This window comes from Desulfocurvus thunnarius, assembly GCF_055390965.1.
Map to the genome: position 1 here is coordinate 240661 of NZ_AP042411.1, position 23385 is coordinate 264045.

The window sequence follows — 23385 nt, forward strand, 5'->3', positions numbered from 1 at the left end:
ACCCAACGCCCCACTCTCCGCAGGAACCCGCCATGTGCGGCATAGCCGGATACTGGAGCCCCGCCCCGCCCCCGGGCGGCCACGCGCCGCTGCTGGAAGCCATGGCCCGGGCCATGGACCACCGGGGCCCCGACGCCAGCGGCGGCTTCGCCGACCCCGAAGGCGGCCCGGCCCTGGCCCACGTGCGCCTGTCCATCCTCGACCTCTCCCCGGCGGGCGCACAGCCCATGCACTCCGCCGACGGCGCCCTGACCATCATCTACAACGGCGAGGTCTACAACTACGCGGACGTGCGCCGCGAGCTGGAGGCCCTGGGGCAGGCCCCGGCCACGGGCTGGCGCGGCCACTCGGACACCGAGGTCATCCTGGAAGCCGTGCGCGCCTTCGGGCTGCACGACGCCCTGTCGCGCTTCACGGGCATGTTCGCCTTCGCCCTGTGGGACCGGCGCGACCGCTCCCTGACCCTGGTGCGCGACCGGCTGGGCGTGAAACCCCTGTATTACGGCTTTGCCGGGCCGAGCCTGCTTTTCGGCTCGGAATTCAAGCCCCTGCGCCGCCATCCGCACTGGACCGGCGGCGTGGACCCCGGCGCCCTGGCCCTGTACCTGCAAACCCTCTACGTGCCCGAGCCGTGGAGCATCCACCCCGGCTTCCGCAAGCTGGAGCCCGGGCACAGCGTGCGCTTCACCGCCGCCGACCTGGCCGCGCGCACCCTGCCCGCGCCCCGGGCGTTCTGGTCCCTGGACGAGGCCGTGCGCCGGGGGCGCCGGACGCCCTTCGCGGGCTCCGACGCCCAGGCCGTGGACGCCCTGGAAACCCTGCTCACCGACGCCGTGCGCCTGCGCACCGTGGCCGACGTACCCCTGGGCGCCTTCCTCTCCGGCGGGGTGGACTCCTCCACCGTCACCGCCCTGCTGCAAAAAATCAGCACCCGCCCGGTGAAGACCTTCACCATCGGCTACGCCGAGGCCGGGTACGACGAGGCCGCCCACGCCGAGGCCGTGGCCGCGCACCTGGGCACGGAACACACCACCCTGCGCCTGAGCCCGGCCCAGGCCCGCGAGGTCATTCCGCTGCTGCCGCGCTTCTACGACGAACCGTTCGCCGACGCCTCGCAGATTCCGACCTACCTCGTCTCGCGGCTGGCCCGGGAGCAGGTGGTGGTGGCCCTGTCCGGCGACGGCGGCGACGAACTGTTCGGCGGCTACAACCGCTACCTGCTGGCCCCGGCGCTGTGGGCCCGGGCCGCGCGGCTGCCCCGGCGCGCCCGCCGCGCCCTGGGCGCCCTGCTGGAAGGCCCGGGCGGCGCCCTGGTCAGCGCGGCGGTGCAGGCCCTGCAACTCCTGCGGCCCCCGGCCAAACGCCAGCTCATCGTGCGCGACAAGCTGCACAAGCTGGCCGCCGCCCTGGGCGCGCCCTCGCGCGAGGCGTTCTTCCACGCCCTGGCCTCGTACTGGACGCACCCCGAGGCCGTGGCCCTGGGGGCCGCCCCGCGCCCCACGGCCTTCACCGACCCCGCCCGCTGGCCCGACCAGCCGGATTACGCGGCCTGGATGATGGCCATGGACATGCGCACCTACCTGCCCGGCGACGTGCTGCACAAGGTGGACCGCGCGTCCATGGCCGTGGCCCTGGAAGCGCGCGTGCCGCTCATCGACCACCGCGTGGCCGAATTCGCCCTGACCCTGCCCCCGGCCATGAAGCTGCGCCGGGGGCGCGGCAAATGGCTGCTGCGCCAGGTGCTCTACCGCCACGTGCCGCCGGAGATCTTCGAGCGCCCCAAGCAGGGCTTCGGCGTGCCCATCGACCAATGGCTGCGCGGCCCCCTGCGCGACTGGGCCCGGGCCCTGCTGGACCCCGCGCGCCTGAACCGCGAAGGGCACCTGAACCCGGCCCCCGTGGCCCGCGCCCTGGACGAACACCTCTCGGGCCGCGCCAACCGCCAATACCAGCTCTGGGCCGTGCTCATGTTCCAGGCCTGGCTGGAGGAGTACGGCCAATGAGCGCGCCGCGCGTGCTGCTGGCCGCCCCGGCCGGGGTCAACGTGGCCCTGCTGCGCCGGGCCCTGGTGCGCCGCCTGCTGGCCGGGGGCGCGCAGGTCCACGTGGCCGTGCCGCGCGACGCGCATTTCGAGGCCGTGGCCGCCCTGGGGGCCGAGGTGCATCCCTGGGCCATGGCCCGGGGCAGCCTGGGCCCGGGGGCGGCCCTGGCCTCGGTGGCCGCCCTGCGGCGCATCGTGGCCGCCGCGCGGCCCCAGGTCGTCCATTCCTTTACCCACCAGCCGAACATCTTCGCCCGGCTGGCCGTGGGCGGCGGCGCGGCCCTGGTCAATTCCGTCACCGGGCTGGGGTCCAACTTCCTGGGCCGGGGCCTGGGCGGCGGGCTGCGCCGTGCGCTGTTCCACACGCTCTACCGCGCCACCCGCCCGCGCTGCGCGGCGCTCATTTTCCAGAACGACGACGACCGCGCCCACTTCGCGGCCCACGGCCTGACGGGCCCCACGCCCGTGTTCATGGTCCGGGGCACGGGGGTGGACGTGGCCGCCCTGCGCCCGGGGGCCGTCGCGCCCGAACGGGTGGCGGCCGCCCGCGCGGCCCTGGGTCTGGAGCCGGAGCACGTGGTGCTGACCCTGGCCGCGCGGCTGATCCGCGACAAGGGCGTGTTCGAGTTCCTGGAGGCGGCCCGGGCCCTGGCCGAAAGCCACCCCCGGGCGCGTTTCCTGCTCGTGGGCGAGCCCGACCCGGGCAACCCGGCCTCCCTGTCGCCCCAGGCCCTGGAGGCCGCGCGCGCGGGCGGGGCCGTGGTCTTCGCGGGCTGGCGCGAGGACATGCCCCTGATCTGGGCCCTGTCCGACGTGGCCGTGCTGCCGTCCTACCGCGAGGGGCTGCCCGTGAGCCTCCAGGAGGCCGCGGCCTGCGGGCTGCCCATCGTCACCACCCAGGCCCCGGGCTGCCGCGACGTGGTCGCCCCCGGGGAAAGCGGCCTGCTGGCGTCGGTGGGCGACGCCCCGGCCCTGGCCCGGGCCATGGCCGCCCTGTTGGACGACCCGGCCCTGCGCCAGCGCATGGGTCAGGCGGGCCGCCGCCGCGCCGAAACCCTCTTCAACGCCGACACCCTGGCCGGGGAGATCGTCCAGGTCTACGGCCGGGTCCACAAGGAGTTCGCATGAACACCGCCTACCTGACCCTCTACGCCCGCATCCCGGCCTGGAAACGCTGGATGGACGTGGGCCTGGTGCTGCTGCTGGCGCCGCTGTGGCTGCCCGTGGCGGCGGCGGTGGCCCTGCTGGTGCGCGTCCGGCTGGGCGGGCCGGTGCTCTTTTCCCAGCCCCGGCCCGGGCTGGGCGGGAAAATCTTCACCCTCCGCAAATTCCGGACCATGACCGACGCCCGCGACGCCTCGGGGGCGCCCCTGCCCGATGCCGCGCGCCTGACGCGCTTCGGGCGCATCCTGCGCGCCACCAGCCTGGACGAACTGCCCGAGCTGTGGAACGTGCTCACCGGCGACATGAGTCTGGTCGGCCCCCGGCCGCTGCTGCCCGAGTACCTGCCGCTCTACTCCCCGGAGCAGGCCCGGCGCCACGAGGTTCTGCCGGGCATCACCGGCTGGGCCCAGGTCAACGGCCGCAACGCCATCACCTGGCCCGAGGTCTTCAACCTCGACGTGTGGTACGTGGACAACGTGAATCCGCTGCTGGACCTGACCATCCTGGCGCGCACCGTGGGCGCCGTGTTCTCGCGCCGGGGCGTCAGCGAGCCCGGCGCGGCCACCCGTTCGCCCTTCACCGGCAACCCCTAGAGGGGCGTTGTCGGCCCCCCTTTTTTGGGATAGACCCGCGCCATCGGCTCCATCCCGGAGCCCGGCAACAAGGAGTGGACACTCGTGTCAGACAGAATCTTCCTGTCCTCCCCGCACATGGGCGGCAGCGAACGGCGCTACGTCGAACAAGCCTTCACGGACAACTATATCGCCCCCGTGGGCCCGCACATCCCGGCCTTCGAGCAGGAGTTCGAGGCCGCTATCGGTCGCGGGCACTGCGTGGCCGTGGCCTCGGGCACGGCGGCCCTGCATCTGGCCCTGCGTCTGGCGGGCGTGGGCCCCGGCGACGAGGTGCTCTGCTCGGACCTGACCTTCATCGCCTCGGCCTCGCCCATCCTCTATCAGGGCGCGCGCCCGATCTTCGTCGACGCCGACCCCGCGACGTGGAACATGGACCTTGAGGCCCTGGAGGCCCATCTGGCGGCCCGGCGCCGCGCGGGCAGGCCCATGCCCCGGGCGCTGATGCTGGTGCATCTCTACGGCCAGCCCTGCGACATGGACGCCGTGGGCGCCATCTGCGCCGAATACGGCCTGACCCTGGTCGAGGACGCCGCCGAATCCCTGGGCGCCCTGCACGCCGGGCGCCAGACCGGCACCTTCGCGCCCACGGCGGTGTTCAGCTTCAACGGCAACAAGATCATCACCTGCGGCGGCGGCGGCATGTTCGTGGCCCAGGACAAGGACGTGGCGGACAAGGCCCGCTTCCTGGCCACCCAGGCCCGCGACGCCGCGCCGCACTACCAGCACTCCGAGCTGGGCTACAACTACCGCATGAGCAACCTGCTGGCCGCCGTGGGCCGGGGGCAGCTCGAAGTGCTGGCCGCACGCGTGGAGGCCAAGCGCGCCCTGTTCGCGGGCTACCGGGAGCGCCTGGGCGCCGAACCGTGGATCGAATTCATGCCCGAGGTGCCCACGGGCCGCGCCAACCGCTGGCTGACCTGCGCCCAGCTCGGCCACGACGCAGAATCGGGCTACCGCCTGCGCGAGGCCGTGCGCCTGGCCCTGGAGGCCGAAAACATCGAATCGCGCCCGGTGTGGAAACCCATGCACATGCAACCCGTGTTCGCGGACGCGCCCTTCGTGGGCTCCGGCGCCGACGAGACGCTCTTCGCCCGGGGCCTGTGCCTGCCCTCGGACACCAAGATGACCGAAGCCGACCTGGACCGCGTGTGCGACGTGGTCCGCCGAACGGGCCGTGAACAGGCGAGATGACCATGCTCAACAGACTCAAATCATACAACTTCTATATTCTGCTCACCATGGACGCCGCCCTGGTGCTGGCGGCCCACGTCCTGAGCTACCTGATCCGCTTCGAGGGCTTTCCGCCGCCCTGGCAGGCCGAACGCATGTTCGCGGCCCTGCCTGCCCTGCTGGTGGTCAAGCTGTGCTGCTTCCTGGCCTTCGGGCTGTACCGGGGCATGTGGCGCTACACCAGCCTGACGGACATGGCCAACATCGTGAAGGCCGCCTCCGGCGCGACGCTGCTGGTGGTCGGCTATCTGGTGCTCTCGCGCAACTTCGCGGGCTATTCGCGCTCGGTGTTCGTCCTGGACTGGTTCTTCACCATGGCCCTCGTGGCCGGGCTGCGCGTGGGCATCCGCCTGTTCTACGGCCTGGGCTTCGTGGACCTGCCCTCGGTGCTGCGCCGCTCGCGCAAGCACACCACGGCCACGCGCTGCGTCATCATCGGCGCGGGCAACTCCGCCGAACGCCTGCTGCGCGACATCACCGGCGCCACGAAAAACGACCTGCACGTGGTGGCCCTGTTCGACGACGACCCCGAGAAGCAGGGCGCGGCCCTGCACGGCGTGCCCGTGGTCGGCCCGGTGCGCACCCTGAAGCGCTGGATGGAGTCCGACCAGTACCGCGCCCGCGAGGCGCTCATCGCCATCTCCGACCTCTCGGGCCCGGCCATGCGCGAAATCATCGCCACCTGCGAGGCCACGGGCCTGACCTACAGGCGCCTGCCCCGGCTCTCGGAGCTGGCCCAGGGCAAGGTCTCGGTCAAGGACCTGCGCGACGTGAACTACAAGGACCTGCTCGGCCGCGAACCCGTGCACCTGGACATGGAAGGCATCGCGGGCTACCTGCGCGGGCGCACGGTGCTCGTCACCGGGGCGGGCGGGTCCATCGGCTCGGAGCTGTGCCGCCAGATCGCGGCCTTCGAGCCCGGGCGGCTGCTGCTGCTCGATTCCAGCGAATCCAACCTCTACGCCATCCAGATGGAAATGGAGCACGAGCGCGGCTTCAAGCGCTACGAGGCCCTGCTCGGCTCGTTGCAGGACACGGCCTGGACCGCCCACGTGCTGGACACCTACCGGCCCGAGGTCGTCTTCCACGCCGCCGCCTACAAGCACGTGCCCATGCTGGAGGCCAACCCCTGGCAGGCCGTGTTCAACAACGTGCTGGCCACGTGGAACCTGATGGAGGCCGCCGTGGAGCGGGGCGTGGAACGGCTGCTGGTCGTCTCCACGGACAAGGCCGTGCGGCCGACCAACGTCATGGGCGCCTCCAAGCGCATCACCGAAAAGATCATGCAGGCCCACTGCGGGCGCGGCACGCGGCTCATGGCCGTGCGTTTCGGCAACGTCATCGGCTCGGCGGGTTCGGTCATCCCGCTCTTCCGCCGCCAGATCGAGCGCGGCGGCCCCGTGACCGTGACCCACCCCGAGGTCACGCGCTTCTTCATGACCACCGAGGAGGCCTGCCAGCTCATCCTCCAGGCCGGGAGCATGGGCGAGGGCGGCGAGATATTCGTGCTCAAGATGGGCCAGCCCGTGCGCATCGCCGACATGGCCGCCGACCTGATCCGCCTTTCGGGCAAGGAGCCCGGGCGGGACATCGAGATTCGCTTCATCGGCCTGCGCCCGGGCGAAAAGCTCTACGAGGAGCTGATTACCGCCGACGAGGGCGTGGTGCCCACCGGGCACGAGCAGATCATGGTCCTGCGCAGCGACACCAGCGCCCCCGCCGGGCTGGAGAATGCCCTGGAGCGCCTGCGCCAGGCCGCCGCCGCCCGCGACCGGGCGCGCATCCGCCAAGAACTCGTCGCCATCGTGCCCGAATACACGCCGGACACGGCACAAGAATAACTTGAATTACGGATAGATAGCCACAAGCGCATCCTCACGTCACATGGCCCGGCCTTTGCAGTGGCCGGGCCATGGACATCTTCGTCTTCGACCCCGCCCACGTCTTCAGCTTCCTGCTGACGCTCATGCGCATCAGTCTGGTGCTGTTCCTCATGCCGTTCTACGGCGGGGAGCAGTTGCCCGCGACGGTCAAGGGCGCGCTGTGCGTCGTGCTGGCCTGGGCGCTGTGGCCGCAGTTGTCCTTCCCCGGGGAGATGATGCCCAAAAGCATGTGGCTCATCGCGCTGATGCTCGTGGGCGAGGTCATCCTCGGGCTGTGCCTCATGCTCGTGGTGCGCGTCCTGTTCGCGGCGGTGCAGACGGGCGGGCAGATCATCGGCTTCCAGATGGGCTTTTCGATGATCAACGTCATCGACCCCCTGACGGGCCAGCAGGTGGTCATCACCTCGCACTTCCTTTACATGACCACCCTGCTGACCTTCCTGGCCCTGGACGGCCACCTCTACCTGCTCCGGGGGCTGGCGGACAGCTTCGCCCTGGTGCCGCCCGGGGGCATCCTGATCACCCCGGCCCTGCACGGCGGGCTCATGGAGCTGGCGGCGGACATGTTCCTGCTGGCCGTGCGCATCGCCGCGCCGGTGATGGCCGCCCTGTTCCTGGTGGACCTGGCCCTGGCCCTGGTCGGCCGCGCCGCGCCGCAGATGCACGTGCTGATCCTCGGGTTTCCCATCAAGATCGCCGTGGGCTTCTTCTTTCTGGGCATCCTGTTCACCACCCTGGCCCGGCACGTGGGCGACTTCATCATCGACATGGGGCCCACCTTCCAGGGCCTGATGCAGGCCGCCGGCTAGCGGCGACAGGAGTGCCCCATGGCCAAAGACCCGAGCAAAACAGAACAGGCAACGCCAAAACGGCGCAAGAAGGCCCGCGAGGAGGGCAACGTCGCCAAGGGCATGGAACTGCCCAAGGCCACGGTGCTGCTGGCGGGCCTGGCCGGGCTGTACCTGTTCATGAACCTTATCGACCGCGAGATGCGCAAGGTCTTTTCCCAGTTCCTGAGCGCCTCGCCGGGCGTGGACCTGAACCGCGAGACCATCTACACCCTGGCCCTGGACATCAGCGGCCACCTGGCGCTGATGATCCTGCCGCCCATGGCCGTCATGGCCCTGGTGGCCTTTCTGACCCAGCGCCTGCAGGTCGGCCCGCTGTGGACCACCAAGGTCTTCGAGCCCAAGTTCGCCAAGATATTCAACGTGCCCGCCGGGCTCCAGCGCATGTTCCTCTCCACCAAGACCCTGGTGAATCTGGTCAAGAACGTGCTCATGGCCCTGGTCATCGGCATCGCCCCGGTCATCGTCCTCAACCAGGAGATCAAGAAGGCCAGCGCCCTGTTCTACGCCAACGCCCAGGGCGTGGCGGCCTACATCCTGGACGCCGGGGCGCGCATGGTGCTCTACGCCCTGGTGCCCATGCTGCTCATCGCCATCGCCGACCTGCTCTACACGCGCTGGGACTACGAAGAAAACATCAAGATGAGCAAGGACGAGGTCAAGGACGAGCACAAGCAGCAGGAGGGCGACCCGGAGGTCAAGCGCAAGCAGCGCGAGAAGATGCTGCAATCCATGGCCAAGCGCATGCTCCAGAACGTGCCCAAGGCCGACGTGGTGGTCACCAACCCCACGCACATCGCCGTGGCCCTGCAATACGACCCGCTGCAAAGCCCGGCGCCGCTGGTGCTGGCCAAGGGCGCCGACCATCTGGCCGAAAAGATCAAGGAAGTGGCCCGCGAAAACCGCGTGCCCATCCGCGAGAACGTCACCCTGGCACGGGCATTGTATAAGAGCTGCGAGGTGGGCGACTCCATCCCCGAGGAACTTTTCCAGGCCGTGGCCCAGATTCTGGCCCAGGTCTACAAGATGAAGCGCAGACGGAACTGACCGCCACCCGGAACCCCAGCCACAAGGTGTCAAAGCAATGGCTCCAAGCAGCGGCGCGCTGAACCTCGACTACGGGCGCTTTGAAAAGCAGGGCGATGTCCTGCTGGCAACGGGTGTGGTCATCATCCTGTTCGTGATGCTCATCCCCCTGCCCACGATCTTTCTGGACATTCTTTTGACTTTTTCCATCAGCCTGAGCCTGGTGGTCCTGGTGACCTCCATGTTCATGTCCAGCCCGCTGGAATTTTCGATCTTCCCCTCGCTGCTGCTGGTGACGACCATGCTGCGCCTGGCCCTCAACGTGGCCTCCACGCGGCTCATCCTGCTCACGGGCGACACCGGCCCCCAGGCCGCTGGCAAGGTCATCCAGACCTTCGGCCAGTTCGTGGTCGGCGGCAACTACATCGTCGGCATCGTCATCTTCCTCATCCTGTTCGCGCTGAACAAGATGGTCATCGTCAACGGCACCACGCGTATCGCCGAGGTGGCCGCGCGCTTCACCCTGGACAGCCTGCCCGGCAAGCAGATGGCCATCGAGGCCGACCTGAACGCCGGGCTCATCGACGAGAAGGAGGCCACCTCGCGGCGCCACGCCATCCGCAAGGAGGCCGACTTCTACGGCGCCATGGACGGTGCGGGCAAGTTCGTCTCCGGCGACGTGAAGGCGGGCATTCTCATCACGGCCATCAACCTCGTGGGCGGCATCCTCATCGGCACCCTGCAAAAGGGCCTGAGCTGGACCGACGCGGCCCAGACCTACACCCTTTTGACCATCGGCGACGGCCTCGTGGCGACCATCCCCTCGCTCATCGTCTCCACCAGCGCGGGCATCATCGTCTCGCGCGCGGCGGCCGAGGCGCGCATGGGCCAGGAGTTCCTGGCGCAGCTCACCTTCCACACCCGGGCCCTCAAGCTCGTGTCGGTGATCCTGGTGGTCTTCTCCCTGGTGCCGGGCATGCCGATGCTGGTCTTCCTGGCCCTGGCGGGGCTGGTGTTCTTCCTCTCCACCCTGTCGGCCCGCCACCAGGAGGCCCAGGGCGAGCAGACCCGCGCCAAGGCCAAGGCCCCCCAGACCCTGGACAGCCCCGAGGAGGTCCAGACCCTGCTGCCCCTGGACGTGCTGGAGCTGGAAGTGGGCTACGGGCTCATCCCCCTGGTGGACGAGGAGCAGGACGGCAACCTGCTGGCGCGCATCCGCTCCATCCGCCGCCAGTTCGCCCTGGACATGGGCGTGGTCGTGCCCTCGCTGCACCTGCGCGACAACCTCCAGCTCAAGCCCGGGCAGTACAGCGTACTCATCAAGGGCAACCAGGTGGCCACGGGCGAGATCATGGTCGACCATCATCTGGCCATGGACCCCGGCGACGCCAAGCACCGCATCCAGGGCATCGAAACCATGGAGCCGGCCTTCAACCTTCCGGCGCTGTGGATTCCCGAAGCCCAGAAGGAGGAAGCCATGCTCGCCGGGTATACGGTGGTCGATCCCTCCACGGTCATCGCCACGCACCTGACCGAGGTCTTCAAGCGCAATCTGCACGAGTTCCTGGGCCGCCAGGAGGTGCAGGAACTGCTGGACAACCTGGCCAAGCGCGCGCCCAAGGCCGTGGAGGACATCGTGCCCGGCGCCATGGACCTGGGCGCCGTGCAGAAGGTGCTCCAGAACCTCGTGCGCGAGCACATCTCCATCCGCGACCTGCTGACCGTGGTGGAAACCCTGGGCGACTACGGCCGCTCGGTGAAGGACACCGACCAGCTCACCGAATACGTGCGCTCGCGCATGGGCCGGACCATCACCAAGCCCTACCTGGACTCCAAGGGCACCCTGCCCATCGTGACCCTGGCGCCCCGGATCGACAAGATATTCAGCGAAAACCTGCGCCAGACCGAGCACGGCGCCTATCTGGCCATGGACCCGGCCCTGGCCCAGCGCGTCATCAACCTGATCAACGACGCCGCCGAGCGCGCCGTGAACACCGACGGCCAGCCCGTGCTGCTGACCACCCCGGCGGTGCGCCCGCACCTGGCACAACTGCTGCATAGGTTCATCCCGAACCTGCCGGTCATCTCCCAGGCCGAGATTCCGGCGGACGTGAAGTTGCAGACCCTGGCCCACGTGGACATGCCCGGCAATGGCAACTGACTTGAGAGCGCAACCCACAGACCGCACGGACAGGCCCCATGCAGGTTAAGACGTTCACAGCCAAGGATGCCCCGGCCGCCATGGCCCGGGTCAAGGCCGAACTGGGCGGCGACGCCGTGATCCTTTCCACCCGCAAATGCGCCGAGGGCGGCCGGAGCTGGTGCGAGATCACCGCCGCACTGGACTCCCCGCTGCCCCAGGCCGCGCCCGGCGACGACGCCCTGGCGGCCCCGGCCCCGGGCTGGGGCGAATGGCACCGAGAGTGGGACCAGATCAAGGCCCACCTGACGGCGCTCATGCGCCCGCAGCTCGACCTGGGCGCCCTGGCCCCGCGCCAGCGTCAGGCCCTGGAGCACCTGGAGGCCGAGGGCGTGGGCGAAGGCGCCGTCATGGCCCTGGCGGCGGCGCTGCGCGCCGACCGGCAGGCCTCCATCCTGGCGCCCCTGGGCGCCATGGTCGCCGCCGCGCCCATGGACGCGCGCCACTGGCCCCAGCGCCTGCACGCCGTGGCCGGGCCCAGCGGCGCGGGCAAGACCACCACGCTGCTGCGCATGGCCCTGGCCTGCCAGCAGGCCCGCCCCGGCGCGCGCATCCTTTTGGTCAACGCCGACGCAGCCCAGGCCAAGGGCCGCATGTTCCTCAAGCATTACGCCGAGTTGTCTGGCATTACCTTCCGCGAGGCAGCCAGCCCGCGCGACCTCGCGGGCGTGCTCGCCGCCGGACAAAAATTTGACAAGGTGTTCCTGGACCTGCCCCCCGTGGGCAAGGGCCTGACCCTGGACGGCTACCTGAAGCTGCTCGGCCTGTCCGAACGCGACGACCTGGCCGTGCACCTGGTGCTCTCGCCGCTGTATGCCGGTGCGCAGCTTTCCAGTTACCTGCGGGCCTACAAATCCCCGAAAACGGCGTCCCTCGTCTGGACGAAGCTCGACGAAGCCTGTAACTACGGGGACATCGTCAACGCCGCCTACGCAACGGGCCTGCCCGTGTCGGCCCTGTCCTTCGGGACGGGCCTGCGGGGCACCCTGGTTCCGGCCAAGGCGATCATGCTCTGGAAGCTCCTGTTCAAGCACGAGCTGCCGCAAAGCCCCATCGAGGAGAAACGTGGCCGATACGCTCACTAGGGAAAGGCCCGCCCCCCGCGCAGGACGCGCCCAGGCCACGCCCAAGGTCATCTCCGTGACCTCCGGCAAGGGCGGGGTGGGCAAGACCAACATTTCCGTGAACCTCGCCTGCCTGCTGGCCCGCGCGGGCAAGCGCGTGGTCCTGCTCGACGCCGACCTCGGCCTGGCCAACGTGGACGTGGTTCTCGGCCTGACGCCGGAGAAGAACCTTTTCCACCTGTTCCAGGAGGGGGCCGAACTGGCCGACATCCTCCTGCCCACGCCCTACGGCTTCTCCATCCTGCCCGCCGCCTCGGGCGTGGGCGAGATGCTGGAGCTGCACACCGGCCAGAAGCTCGACCTGCTGGAATCCATGGACGCCATGGAGGACGAGGTGGACTTTCTCATCGTGGACACCGGCGCGGGCATCAACGAAAACGTCCTGTATTTCAACCTCGCCGTGCAGGAGCGGCTGCTCGTGCTCACCCCCGAGCCCACCTCGCTGACCGACGCCTACGCCCTGATCAAGGTGCTCAAGGCCGAACACGACGTGGACCGCTTCCGGGTGCTGGTGAACATGGCCCGCACGCCCAAGGCCGCCCGCGAGGTCTACGCCAAGCTGCACGCCGCGTGCGACCACTTCCTGTCGGGCATCTCCCTGGACCTCGCGGGAGTGGTGCCCTTCGACCCGGGGGTGCGCACGGCCGTGGTGCGCCAGACGCCGTTTACCGTGCTGGACCCGGACGGTCCGGCAGCCACCGCCCTGGCGGAGGTCGCCAGGAAGGTAACCTCATGGAAGGGAACGACACAGCTCGATGGAAACATTAAGTTTTTCTGGAAAAAGCTCCTCTTCCAGAACTGAGCCGTGGAAGCTCCTCGAAACCGGGGAGTGCGCGTGGGCCCAGTTCAACGCCCGGGAGCAGGACGCCATCGTCCGCCACTTCGCCCCCAAGGTGAAGATTCTGGCCCTGCGCCTGAAGGGCAAGCTGCCCCAGCAGGTGGACCTGGGCGAGCTGATCTCCGCCGGAACCCTGGGGCTCATCGAGTGCCTGCGCAAGTACAAACCCGAGCTGAACATCAAGTTCGAGACCTATGCGGAAAACCGCATCAAGGGCGCCATGCTCGACGAGTTGCGGCGCATGGACTGGTTCTCGCGCGGGCTGCGCGCCCGGGTGCGCCAGCTTGAGGACGCCACCCTGACCCTGGAGCACCAGACCGGGCGCAAGCCCACCCGGGAGGAGCTGATGCGCGAAACGGGCCTGTCGCGCAAGGACGTGGAGTCCGGCCTTGCCGCCCTGCAAAACCAGCTCTGCCTGAGCCTGGAAACCATCCAGGACCACTTCTCCGCCGAACACGGGGCGCACAACGACAACGAGCCCTACCGCTCGGCGGCCATGCAGGATGTTGTTGACAAAATCGCCAAGCTGATAGACGAGTTGACCCTCCGCGAGAAACTGGTATTATCGCTTTATTACAGCGACGAGTTGAACATGCGGGAAACTGCGGAGGTTATGGGCATCACCGAGGGTCGGGTGTCCCAACTCCACTCCCAGGCCCTCAAGAAGCTGCGACACAAATTCCGGGCCGCCTACGGCCTGGAGTAGAGCGGGAGATTTTCATGGCTTACGACAAAAACATGCGCGTTCTCGTCGTGGACGATTTTTCGACCATGCGCCGGATCATCAAAAACATCCTGCGCCAGCTCGGCTTCAACAATATTGTCGAAGCCGACGACGGGAGCACCGCCTGGGAAATCCTCAACAAGGACAAGATCGACTTCATCGTGTCCGACTGGAACATGCCCGAGATGCCGGGCATCGACCTGCTGCGCAAGGTCCGCGCCAGCGAGGAGTTCCAACACATCCCGTTTTTGATGGTCACCGCCGAGGGCTTGCAGGAGAACATCATCGAGGCGGTCCAGGCCAAGGTGTCCAACTACATCGTCAAGCCCTTCACCGCCGAGACCCTGTCCCAGAAGATCGACAAGATCTTCGAGCGCAGGTAGCAGGCCGCCTGGGCGCCTTGCGCAGCGGTGGTTCCCATGGTTCCCGGTCCCGGCATCCCCCCCGGCCTTGAAGACGACGGCGCCAAGGCGGAACTGGATGTCGAGGAGTTGACCGCGGGGCTGCCCCGGGAACAGCAAAAAGTCGAACTCGACCTTGAGGACGCGCCCTTCCTCGAGGAAGAGGAGGAGGAAGAGGAGGAACAACCCGAGGAGCAGTCCGCCGCTCCCGTCGCCCTCGACCCCGCCCCCAAAACCGCCGACCCCTGGTATCGGCGCAGGAAGATCATCATCCCCGCCGGGGTCGGCCTGCTGCTCCTGCTCGTGCTGCTGGCATGGCTGGCGCTACGCCCGGGCTCCGAGCCCGCCCCCGAGCCCCCCGCCCCGGCCGAAAGCGCCGAGGCGCCGCCGCCGCCCCCGGCCCCCGAGCCGGAGCAGCCCAAGGACTACATGGTCACGCTGGCCCCCTTCTGGGTGGAAAAGCGCGACGACCAGGGCACGGTGCGCTTTCTCGTCTGCCAGTTCACCGCCGTCACGCAGGACGAGAAGTTCTCCTTCGAAATTTCCCAGAAGACCACCATCCTGCGGGACGCGGTCTACTACTATCTCAAGAACAAGGACCTGACCTACCTGTCCGACAAGAACAACGTGGAGACATTGAAGGCGGACCTGTTGTCCGTCATGAACCAGTACCTCAGCGTGGGAAGGCTGGAAACCATCCTGGTGGACCAGTATCTGGTGAAATGAGATGCCCGCGACCATCAACCTCCCGGTGCTGCTGGCCCAGTTGCCGCACCTGGCCAAGCTGACCAGCGCCGAGCAGTCGGGGCCCGCCGCCCAGACGCGCTTTTCCGAGGAACTGGCGCGCCAGCACCAGGAACTGTCGCGGGATCAGGTCCAGGAAATCGACAAGAAGGAAAAGACCGCCGTGACCGACGACCAGCGCCGGGGCGGAACCCAACCCGAGCCGCGCCGCGAGGCCCGGCGCAAACCCGACCCCGAGGACGACCGGAACCAGGACGACCAGGACGAGCCCAAGGCCGCGTCCCCCTGGGCGGGCAACATCATCAACCTCAAGATCTGAACCGCCGACCGCCCCGCGCGCCCGGCCATGGAAGCACGCATGTCCCCGTCTCTCGTCCTGCTCCTGGTGGTCAGCCTCAGCGAACTGGTGCTGCTGGTGGTGGTCCTGGTGTTCTTTCTGCGCCTGCGCCGCTCCGAGGCGCTGCTCGGCGCCCTGCAGGAAAAGCAGGAGCTGCTCCTGCGCAAACTGCACTTCAACGCCGAATTGGAACAGGAACTCGTGTCCACCTTCGCCCAGCGCCAGGAGGTGCTCTCCGGGCTGGATCAGCGCCTCCAGGCCCGCGCCGCCGAGCTGGAAAAACTGCTCAGGCAGGCCGAGCAGGTCAGCCGCTCGCCGCGCTTCCTGCGCGAGGTCGTCCTTTCGGGCCACCGCCAGGGCAAGCCCGCCCAGGCTCTGGCCATGGCCACCGGCCTGTCCGTGGACGAAGTGGAACTGATTCTCGGCCAGGCCGAGGGTTAGGGCCGTGCGCATCCAAGGCTACGGCGCGGGGCTGGGCGGCCAGGGCGGCGGCCAAAGCGGCGATCGCTCCGGGGCCTTCCGCCGCAGGCACCGGCCCGGCGAGCGCCTGGCCGGGCGCGTACTGCGCCGCGAGGCCCCCGGGCTGGCCTGGGTGGACTTCCAGGGCCTGGAACTGCTGGCCAACATCGCCTCGAACCCCGAGCCCGGAACGATCCTGCTTTTCGAGGTGCTGCGCACCGACCCCGACATCCTGCTGCGCGAACTCCAGGTCGCCCGGGCCCTGGGCGACCCCCTGGGCCCGGCGGCCGACGCCTTCTGGACCGCCCGCTCGCACTTCGAGGCCGGCGCGGGCACCCTGCGCGAGGCCATGGCCGCCGCCGGGGCGGACCCCGCCGCGCGCCGGGCGGCCTTTGCCCGGGCCCTGACCGCCGAACCCGGGTTGGACGCCCTGTTCCAGACCCTGGAGCAGGCCCGGGCCGCCGCCAGCGCCCTGACCGCCGCCCGGGGCGCCGGGCGCCTGGAATACCGGCCCTGGCTGCTGCCGCGCGCCCTGTCCGGCGAAATGCTCGTGGCCGAGCGCCCAGCCTCGGCCAACGCCCCGGCCCTGACGGAAACGACCTTCGCCTTTGCCGTGCCCGGCCCGGGCCAGTGCGAACTGCGGCTGCTGGAAAGCCCGCCCAGGGCCAGCGCCCGGCTGCTGGCCGAGCGTCCCGACGACGCCGCCGACCTGCTGCGCGCCCTGCGCGACGAAGGCTGGCCCGGTGCGGGGGTGCGTCTTTTCGCCCCGGCGACCCTGCCCGTTCCGGCCCGGGCCGGAGTGCTGGCGCCGCTGCTGCGCGCCGCCGGAGCCCGGCCCCGGCTCTCGCGCAGGGTCTGAGCCCCGGGGAAGCCCCCGCCCGCCGTCACGCTCCTGCCCCTCCGCCATCGGCGCCTTGTCTTTCGCTGCCCGGGATGCTATGGCCCGCGGGTCGCCCCTGCCCAGGGCCCACCTCCAGCCCCGAACCACGGTTCCATGCGCCACCCCGACAGCCCGCCCATCGCCCCCGACGCGCCCTGGCTCGCGCCCCTGGCCGGATTTTCCGATCTGCCCTTTCGCCTGCTGTGCCGCGAACATGGCGCCGCCGTGGCCGTGACCGAAATGGTCAGCGCCAAGGGCCTGTGCCACGACAGCCCCGGCACTGCCGAACTGCTGGCCCGCACCCCGGCCGACGCGCCCCTGGTGGTGCAGCTTTTCGGCTCCGAGCCGCAATACATCGAGCGGGCCATGGGCCTGCTGCTGGACCAGGGCTTCCGCTGGTTCGACCTCAACGCGGGCTGCCCGGTGCGCAAGGTGGTCAAGACCGGTGCCGGGGCCGCCCTGCACAACGACCCCGACCTGCTGGTGGCCATCGCCGGGCGCATGGCCGCCCTGGCCGGGCCGGGCCGCTGCGGGGTCAAGCTGCGCCGGGGCTGGGCCGCCGGGCAGGACAACTACCTGGAACTGGGCCGCCGTCTGGCCGACACGGGCACGGCCTGGCTGGCCCTGCATCCGCGCCATGCGCGCCAGGGCTATTCCGGCGATGCCGACTGGTCGTGCCTTGCGGCCCTGGCCCAGGCCGTGAGCGTGCCGGTCATCGCCAGCGGCGACCTGTTCGACCCCGAGGCCGGGGTGCGCTGCCTGCGCGAAACCGGCGCGGCCGGGGTCATGTACGCCCGGGGCGCCCTCTACGGCCCGTCCATCTTCGCGCGGCACACGGCCCTGCTGGCCGGGCACGAGCTGCCCGCCCCCTCCCCGGCGGAGCTGGCGGCGATCATCCGCCGCCACGCGGCCCTGGCCCGCGAGCACCTGCGCGAGCGCCACGCCCTGCTGCGGATGCGCACCATCGTGCCGCGCTACGTGCGCCACCTGCCGGGCTCCCGAGCCCTGCGCGCCCGGCTGGTCCACTGCCGGACCTGGGAGGAACTGGACGCACTGATTTGCGCATTTCTCCTGGACAGCCCCCCGCAATAGTTTCATATTCAACAGATTACACATTTCTCAACCCGGAAGCATCCGTCATGCGCGTCATCCTCGCCGAAACCGCCGGCTTCTGCATGGGCGTCAGCCTGGCCCTCAAGCGGCTGGACGGCCTGCTGGAAAGCAGGCCCGACGGCCCCATCTGCACCCTGGGCCCGATCATCCACAACCCCCAGGTGCTCGACATGTACGCCCGGCGCGGCGTGCGGCGCATCGACGGCCCCGGCGAGGCCCCGCCCTGCGCCACGGTGGTCATTCGCGCCCACGGCGTGCCCGTGGGCGTGGAACGCACCCTGGCGGACCTGGGCGTGCAGGTCGTGGACGCCACCTGCCCCAAGGTCAAAAAGGCCCAACTGCTCATCGAACGCCAGGCCCAGCGCGGGCGGACGCTGCTGCTCTACGGCGAAGAGAATCACCCCGAGGTGCAGGGCCTGCTGTCCTACGCATCCACCGAGGCCCTGGTCTTCGGCGAACCGGAGGAACTGGAAGGCAGGCTGGACCCCGGGCGCGACTACGTTCTGGCCGCCCAGACCACCCAGGACAAGGAAGTCTTCCAGCGCATCAAGGACTACGTCCAGGCCCGGGTGACGCGCACCGTCCCCGTGCTGGAAACCATCTGCGACGCCACGCGCGTGCGCCAGGAGGAGGCCATCGCCGTGGCCCGCCGGGTGCAGCGCATGGTGGTGGTCGGCGGCTACGAAAGCGGCAACACCCGCCGCCTGGCCAAGGTCGTGGCCGAACAGGGCGTGCCCTGCGTGCACGTGGAAACCGCCGCCGAACTGAACCCCGCCGATTTCGCGGGGTGCGAAACTGTCGGCTTGACAGCGGGGGCCTCGACCCACGATAAGACAATAGAGGAAGTACGCGCCCTGCTCGCGGCGCTTTAACCGCACCACGCGACCCGCCAGGCCGCACCGGAGGCTCCATGTCCCAGACCAACATCCTTCTCGAAGCCGGAACCAACGAGCTGGAGATCGTCGAATTCTACATCGACGAGGTTTCCCCTTCCGGAGCCGCCTACCAGGGGTACTACGGCGTCAACGTCGCCAAGGTGCTGGAAATCATCCGCAAGCCCAAGATCACCGAAATGCCCGAGGTCAACCACCCCTCGGTGCTCGGCGCCTTCAACCAGCGCTCGCACATCATCCCCCTGGTGGACCTGGCCATGTGGCTCGGCAAGAACCGCACCGAGGCCGACTCGCCCAAGGTCGTGGTCACCGAATTCAACCAGGTGACCACCGCCTTCCTGGTTTCCGGGGTTACGCGCATCCACCGCATCAGTTGGGAGGAAGTCGAGCAGCCCAACCGCTACGTCTCCTCGCTGTCCAACAACTCCATCACCGGCGTGGTCAAGCTCGAAGGGCGCATCGTCTTCATCCTCGACCTGGAGAAGATCGTCGCCGACCTGAACCCCAACCTGGGCCTGCGCCTGGACGAAACCATCGACTGGACCTCCAACCAGGGCTACCGCGCCCTGGTCGCCGACGACTCGGCCCTGGTCCGCGAGATGCTCAAGGACCTGCTGCAAAAGGCGGGCTTCGCGGTGGAAACCGTGGTCAACGGCCGCATGGCCTGGGAGCGCCTGGAGCGCATCCGCGACACCGCCCAGAGCGAGGGCCGCGCCCTGTGGGACTACGTCAACGTCCTGGTTTCGGACATCGAGATGCCCAGCATGGACGGGCACAACCTCACCGTGCGCGTGCGCCAGGACCCCTTCCTGAAGAACCTGCCGGTGATCCTGTTCTCCTCGCTCATCACCGACAAGCTGCGCCACAAGGGCGAATCCGTGGGCGCCGACGAGCAGGTGTCCAAGCCCGAGGTCTCCAGGCTGGCCCTGCGCGCGCGCCAACTCATCGAGGAGCGCATGGGCACCGCCCAGGGCTGACCCGGGCCGCTCCTTTCGCAGCATCATGCGCATCGCCCTGATCCAGACCAACCCCACGGTGGGCGACCTGCCGGGCAACGCCGCCCTGCTGGCCGACGCCGTGCGCGCCGCCGCCGCCCAGAGGGCGGACCTGTGCCTGACGCCCGAGCTGGCCCTGCTCGGCTATCCGCCGCGCGACCTGCTTCTGGCGCCGTCTTTCGTGCAGGCCGCCGAAGCCAGGCTCACGGAGCTGGCCCGCGAACTGGCCGCCCTGCCGCCGGTGCTGGTGGGCACGGCCTGGGCGGGCGACGCCGCGCCGGGCCGCCCGCTGCGCAACGGCGCGGCCCTGCTGCGCGCCGGGCGCGTCGAGGCCCGCTTCCCCAAAACCCTGCTGCCCACCTACGACGTGTTCGACGAGGACCGCTACTTCGAGCCCGGGCCCGGCCCGGGCTGCTTCGAGCTCGGCGGGCGGCGCCTGGCCGTGACCATCTGCGAGGATCTGTGGAACGACTCGCAGTTCTGGGAGCACCGCCGCTACCCCGGCGACCCCATGCAGGCCGTGGCCGCCCTGGGCGCCGACGTGGTGCTCAACCTCTCGGCCTCGCCCTTCACCCTGGGCAAGCAGCAGGTGCGCCAGAAGATGCTCGGCCATCTGGCCGCCAAATACCGCCTGCCCGTGGTCTACGCCAACCAGGTCGGCGGCAACGACGACCTGCTTTTCGCCGGGCGCAGCATGGCCTTCGGGCCCGACGGCGCCCTGCTGGCCCGCGCCCGGGCCTTCGAGACCGACCTGCTGCTGGTGGACCTGGGCGACGGCGGCGCTCCGCCCGCCCCCGGGCGCGTGGAAGACGACGACTTCGCCCCGGAAAGCGAAACCTGGCGCGCCCTGGTGCTCGGCACGCGCGACTACGCGCGCAAGTGCGGCTTTTCGCGGGTGCTGCTCGGCCTGTCCGGCGGCATCGACTCGGCCCTGACCGCCGCCGTGGCCGCCGAGGCCCTGGGCCCGGAAAACGTGCTCGGCGTGCTCATGCCCTCGCCGTGGTCAAGCCCCGGCAGCGTGAACGACTCCCTGGCCCTGGGCCGCAGCCTGGGCATCGAAACAATGACAGTGCCCATCGCCCCGCTCATGGCCGCTTTCGACGCCGCCCTGGCCCCGGCCTTCGCGGGCGCCGCCCCCGACGTGACCGAGGAGAACATTCAGGCCCGCATCCGCGGCAACCTGCTCATGGCCCTGTCCAACAAACGCCGGGCCCTGCTCCTGACCACGGGCAACAAATCAGAGCTGGCCGTGGGCTACTGCACCATCTACGGCGACATGTCCGGCGGGCTGGCCGTCATCTCCGACGTGCCCAAGACCCTGGTCTTCAGCCTGTGCCGCTGGCTCAACGCCGCCCGGGGCCGCGAGGTCGTCCCCGCGCCCATCATCGCCAAGCCGCCCTCGGCGGAGCTGCGCCCCGGCCAAAAGGACGAGGACTCCCTGCCGCCCTACGACGTGCTGGACCCGATTCTGGAAGGACTGGTGGAGCGCCGCGAAAGCCCGGAAGAGGTGGCCGCCCGGGGCTTCGACCCGGCCCTGGTCCGCCGCGTGGCCGCACTGGTGGCCGGGGCGGAGTTCAAACGCCGTCAGGCCGCCCCGGGCCTGAAGATCACCGACCGCGCCTTCGGCACCGGCTGGCGCATGCCCCTAGCATCCCGCCTGCGCACCTGAGCGCGCCCGGCGCGCATTCCGGAAGACAAAGCCCCGAAAACGGATCGCGCCCGGGCCGTTCCGGCCTCAGCGCAGGACCTTGATGCTGCGCGTGCGGCGGCTCCAGGTGAAGGCCACGTCCCGCAGGGGCTCCTCCAGGCGCAGGGCCGTCCCGCCCATTTTGATGACCACCCCGGGGTGCGCCGTGCCGCGCACGGTGATCCGCGCGGCCTCCACGCTTTCCATAAGCGTGCGCGCCAGTTCGGCCAGGGCCTGGCCGACCTTGGCCACCCGCGCGGCCAGGGCGCGGCGCAGTTCGATGGCCTGATCGAGGGTCTTGCGCCGGGCCGGGGTCAGGGCCGCGATGCGCTCGGGGGGCAGCTTGGCCAGCCCGGTGTCGATCTGGGCGATGCGCCGCTTGAGGGCGCGCTTCTCGTCCACCAGCGGCTTGGCCTCGGGCACTTCCTGGGACAGGACCAGCACCGTGGCCACCCCCATGGGCGACCCGGCCTCGCTCGTCTCGATGCCCCGCCCGGCCACCACCGTGCCGCCCATGATCCTCCCGCTGCCGCCCGTCACGCGCACCGAGCCCCCGGCGCGGACCATGAACCCCGCGTGAACGTCGCTGTGGGCGATATAGCGCACCACCAGCACGTCGCCGCCAGCCGTGACGCGCGCATTCTGGGCGAACAGCGCGCGCACCGAGCCCCCGGCGCGGATGCCCGGGCCGTCCTCGCTCCGCGCGCCGTCGCGCGCCTCTCCGGACATGGCGATGCCCCCGCCGACGACCAGATCGCCGCCGCACTCGATGGCCGCGTCCTCCACCGTGCCGTCCACCAGCACGCTGTGCGGCGCCTGCACGGCAAAGCCCGAGCCCACGCCCCCGCGCACGCGCACCGAGCCCTGGCGCACGCGCACGTTCCCCGTACTCAGGTCCACATTGCCCGGCACCACGAGAAGATCGGAAATTTCAATGACATTACGCAGATGCAGCACCACGCCCGTGGCCGTGGCCCGCAGCAGGGCGTCGTCGTCCGGCGCGGCCTCCACCCCCCGGCCCAGGCGCAGCCCCAGAGGCCGCCCATGGCGCGCGGGCAGCTCCTGGCCGAACACGTCCATCCCCGCCTCCCCTGGCGTGGACGGATGCAGCCGCGCGATCTCCTCCCCGGCCTCCACCACCGGACTGAAGCCCCGCTCGCGGTAGTCCAGCCGCCCCTGGGAATCCAGCTTGCCCAGGGCATTTTTCTCCTCCACAAGCATTTCCAGGCGCTCGTCCTCGCCGTGGCGCGGCGCGCGCCCCCGCGCCAGGACGACATCCGGCGCCGCCCGCCCGGTGGCCCAGGCTTCTTCCAGCGCCCGGGCGGCCGCGTCCAGGTCGATGCCGAAGCTCACGCCGAGGCGCTCCAACTCCTGCTCCACCCGGCTCAGGATGAACCGCTGCCCCTGGGCGTCGAATCCGTGCAGCGTGCCGGTCACGGTCAGCCGGTCGTCCGCCACGACAAACAGCGGCGCGACACGCACCAGTCCGTCCGCCACGCGGACCATGCCCGTCGTCAGAGCCGTCAGCCGCCCGTCGGGCTCGCGGCGGCACCCGGCCTCGCGGTCCAGAAGCAGATCGTGCGGCGGGTCCGCCTGTGCCGGGGGCACGGGCGTTCCGGTCAGATCGCGGCCCGGCAGGGCCTGGCGCGCCGGTTGCAGCCGTGCGAAAACCGCCCCCTCCGGCACCGGGCGGGTCAGGTCCAGCAGCGGCGTCAGCGTGGCGTCCGCCGCCGCCACCGGCTCGCGTCCGCGCGCCAAAACCACCTTGCGCGGATCGCCCCCCGAGGCCAGCAACGCCAGCACCCGGCGCACCGCCTCCGGGTCCAGCCCGGCCTCGACTCCCGCCCGCCGCGCGGCCTGGCGCAGGGCCGTTTCGTCCACGGCGCGGCCCCGGCCCCGCGCGGGCGTATGGCAGCCCACGGCAAGGGTCATGCGGTCGGCGGACAGGGCCAGCCCGACCAGGGCGTCTCGGTCCGGACCGTCCGCATCGCCCGCCTCGGGCGGGCAAGGCGGCAGGGCAAAGAATCGCTTGAGCACCATGGAGCTCCCATACGCGCGCTGCCGCCTGCGGCCGGGAGCGCGATTTTCAACAGCCGCAGGGGGATGGAGAGTCCATCGCTTTCCTGGTAGCACCCCGGGCGCGGACCTGCAAAGGTATTTTCT

The 23385-nt window shown here is 70.0% G+C and carries 21 protein-coding genes; 20 read left to right on the top strand and 1 reads right to left on the bottom strand.

Annotated features, from left to right (window positions below; genetic code table 11):
• Positions 1–32: 32 nt before the first annotated feature.
• From asnB to ACZ5KV_RS01170, 20 genes are all read left to right on the top strand, one after another.
• Positions 33–2003: an asparagine synthase (glutamine-hydrolyzing) gene (gene asnB, locus ACZ5KV_RS01075; protein ID WP_464240493.1), complete on the top strand. Its 1971-nt coding sequence runs from the start codon at positions 33–35 to the stop codon at positions 2001–2003.
• Positions 2000–3169 (top strand): glycosyltransferase family 4 protein, encoded by a 1170-nt coding sequence (locus ACZ5KV_RS01080; protein ID WP_464240494.1) that lies wholly within the window; start codon positions 2000–2002, stop codon positions 3167–3169. The genes asnB and ACZ5KV_RS01080 overlap by 4 nt, the downstream gene beginning before the upstream one ends.
• Positions 3166–3798, top strand: a complete 633-nt coding sequence (locus ACZ5KV_RS01085) for a sugar transferase (protein WP_464240495.1) — start codon at positions 3166–3168, stop codon at positions 3796–3798. The genes ACZ5KV_RS01080 and ACZ5KV_RS01085 overlap by 4 nt, the downstream gene beginning before the upstream one ends.
• Positions 3799–3882: 84 nt before the next feature.
• On the top strand, positions 3883–5031 hold the full coding sequence (locus tag ACZ5KV_RS01090; protein ID WP_464240496.1) for a DegT/DnrJ/EryC1/StrS family aminotransferase: 1149 nt from the start codon (positions 3883–3885) through the stop codon (positions 5029–5031).
• A gap of 2 nt (positions 5032–5033) precedes the next feature.
• Positions 5034–6911, top strand: coding sequence for a polysaccharide biosynthesis protein (locus ACZ5KV_RS01095; protein WP_464240497.1), 1878 nt, complete (start codon positions 5034–5036; stop codon positions 6909–6911).
• 71 nt (positions 6912–6982) lie between these two features.
• On the top strand, positions 6983–7762 hold the full coding sequence (gene fliR / locus ACZ5KV_RS01100) for a flagellar biosynthetic protein FliR (RefSeq protein ID WP_464240498.1): 780 nt from the start codon (positions 6983–6985) through the stop codon (positions 7760–7762).
• 18 nt (positions 7763–7780) lie between these two features.
• Positions 7781–8848 (top strand): flagellar biosynthesis protein FlhB, encoded by a 1068-nt coding sequence (flhB, locus tag ACZ5KV_RS01105; RefSeq protein WP_464240499.1) that lies wholly within the window; start codon positions 7781–7783, stop codon positions 8846–8848.
• Positions 8849–8885: 37 nt separating this feature from the next.
• On the top strand, positions 8886–10988 hold the full coding sequence (gene flhA, locus ACZ5KV_RS01110; RefSeq protein WP_464240500.1) for a flagellar biosynthesis protein FlhA: 2103 nt from the start codon (positions 8886–8888) through the stop codon (positions 10986–10988).
• 38 nt (positions 10989–11026) lie between these two features.
• A complete protein-coding gene (locus ACZ5KV_RS01115) occupies positions 11027–12112 on the top strand; it encodes a flagellar biosynthesis protein FlhF (protein ID WP_464240501.1) in 1086 nt (361 codons plus the stop codon).
• On the top strand, positions 12093–12953 hold the full coding sequence (locus ACZ5KV_RS01120) for a MinD/ParA family protein (RefSeq protein WP_464240502.1): 861 nt from the start codon (positions 12093–12095) through the stop codon (positions 12951–12953). The genes ACZ5KV_RS01115 and ACZ5KV_RS01120 overlap by 20 nt, the downstream gene beginning before the upstream one ends.
• A complete protein-coding gene (locus tag ACZ5KV_RS01125; RefSeq protein ID WP_464240503.1) occupies positions 12907–13695 on the top strand; it encodes a FliA/WhiG family RNA polymerase sigma factor in 789 nt (262 codons plus the stop codon). The genes ACZ5KV_RS01120 and ACZ5KV_RS01125 overlap by 47 nt, the downstream gene beginning before the upstream one ends.
• A 14-nt stretch (positions 13696–13709) precedes the next feature.
• On the top strand, positions 13710–14096 hold the full coding sequence (locus ACZ5KV_RS01130; RefSeq protein WP_464240504.1) for a chemotaxis response regulator CheY: 387 nt from the start codon (positions 13710–13712) through the stop codon (positions 14094–14096).
• Between the two features lie 36 nt (positions 14097–14132).
• Positions 14133–14840 carry a flagellar basal body-associated FliL family protein gene (locus ACZ5KV_RS01135; RefSeq protein WP_464240505.1) on the top strand — a complete coding sequence of 236 codons (708 nt, stop codon included), beginning with the start codon at positions 14133–14135 and terminating at the stop codon, positions 14838–14840.
• A 1-nt stretch (position 14841) separates the two neighbouring features.
• On the top strand, positions 14842–15177 hold the full coding sequence (locus ACZ5KV_RS01140; protein ID WP_464240506.1) for a hypothetical protein: 336 nt from the start codon (positions 14842–14844) through the stop codon (positions 15175–15177).
• A gap of 39 nt (positions 15178–15216) precedes the next feature.
• Positions 15217–15636, top strand: a complete 420-nt coding sequence (locus tag ACZ5KV_RS01145) for a hypothetical protein (RefSeq protein ID WP_464240507.1) — start codon at positions 15217–15219, stop codon at positions 15634–15636.
• Between the two features lie 4 nt (positions 15637–15640).
• Positions 15641–16513 carry a hypothetical protein gene (locus tag ACZ5KV_RS01150; protein WP_464240508.1) on the top strand — a complete coding sequence of 291 codons (873 nt, stop codon included), beginning with the start codon at positions 15641–15643 and terminating at the stop codon, positions 16511–16513.
• 135 nt (positions 16514–16648) lie between these two features.
• On the top strand, positions 16649–17626 hold the full coding sequence (locus ACZ5KV_RS01155; protein ID WP_464240509.1) for a tRNA dihydrouridine synthase: 978 nt from the start codon (positions 16649–16651) through the stop codon (positions 17624–17626).
• Between the two features lie 47 nt (positions 17627–17673).
• Entirely contained in the window at positions 17674–18519 is an 846-nt protein-coding gene (ispH, locus tag ACZ5KV_RS01160; protein ID WP_464240510.1) for a 4-hydroxy-3-methylbut-2-enyl diphosphate reductase, read from the top strand.
• 38 nt (positions 18520–18557) lie between these two features.
• Positions 18558–19517 (top strand): chemotaxis protein, encoded by a 960-nt coding sequence (locus ACZ5KV_RS01165; protein ID WP_464240511.1) that lies wholly within the window; start codon positions 18558–18560, stop codon positions 19515–19517.
• A 25-nt stretch (positions 19518–19542) separates the two neighbouring features.
• A complete protein-coding gene (locus ACZ5KV_RS01170) occupies positions 19543–21204 on the top strand; it encodes an NAD+ synthase (RefSeq protein ID WP_464240512.1) in 1662 nt (553 codons plus the stop codon).
• Between the two features lie 66 nt (positions 21205–21270).
• On the opposite strand, the gene ACZ5KV_RS01175 is transcribed toward ACZ5KV_RS01170, so the two are convergent.
• On the bottom strand, positions 21271–23262 hold the full coding sequence (locus ACZ5KV_RS01175) for a flagellar assembly protein A (protein WP_464240513.1): 1992 nt from the start codon (positions 23260–23262) through the stop codon (positions 21271–21273).
• Between the last annotated feature and the right edge of the window lie 123 nt (positions 23263–23385).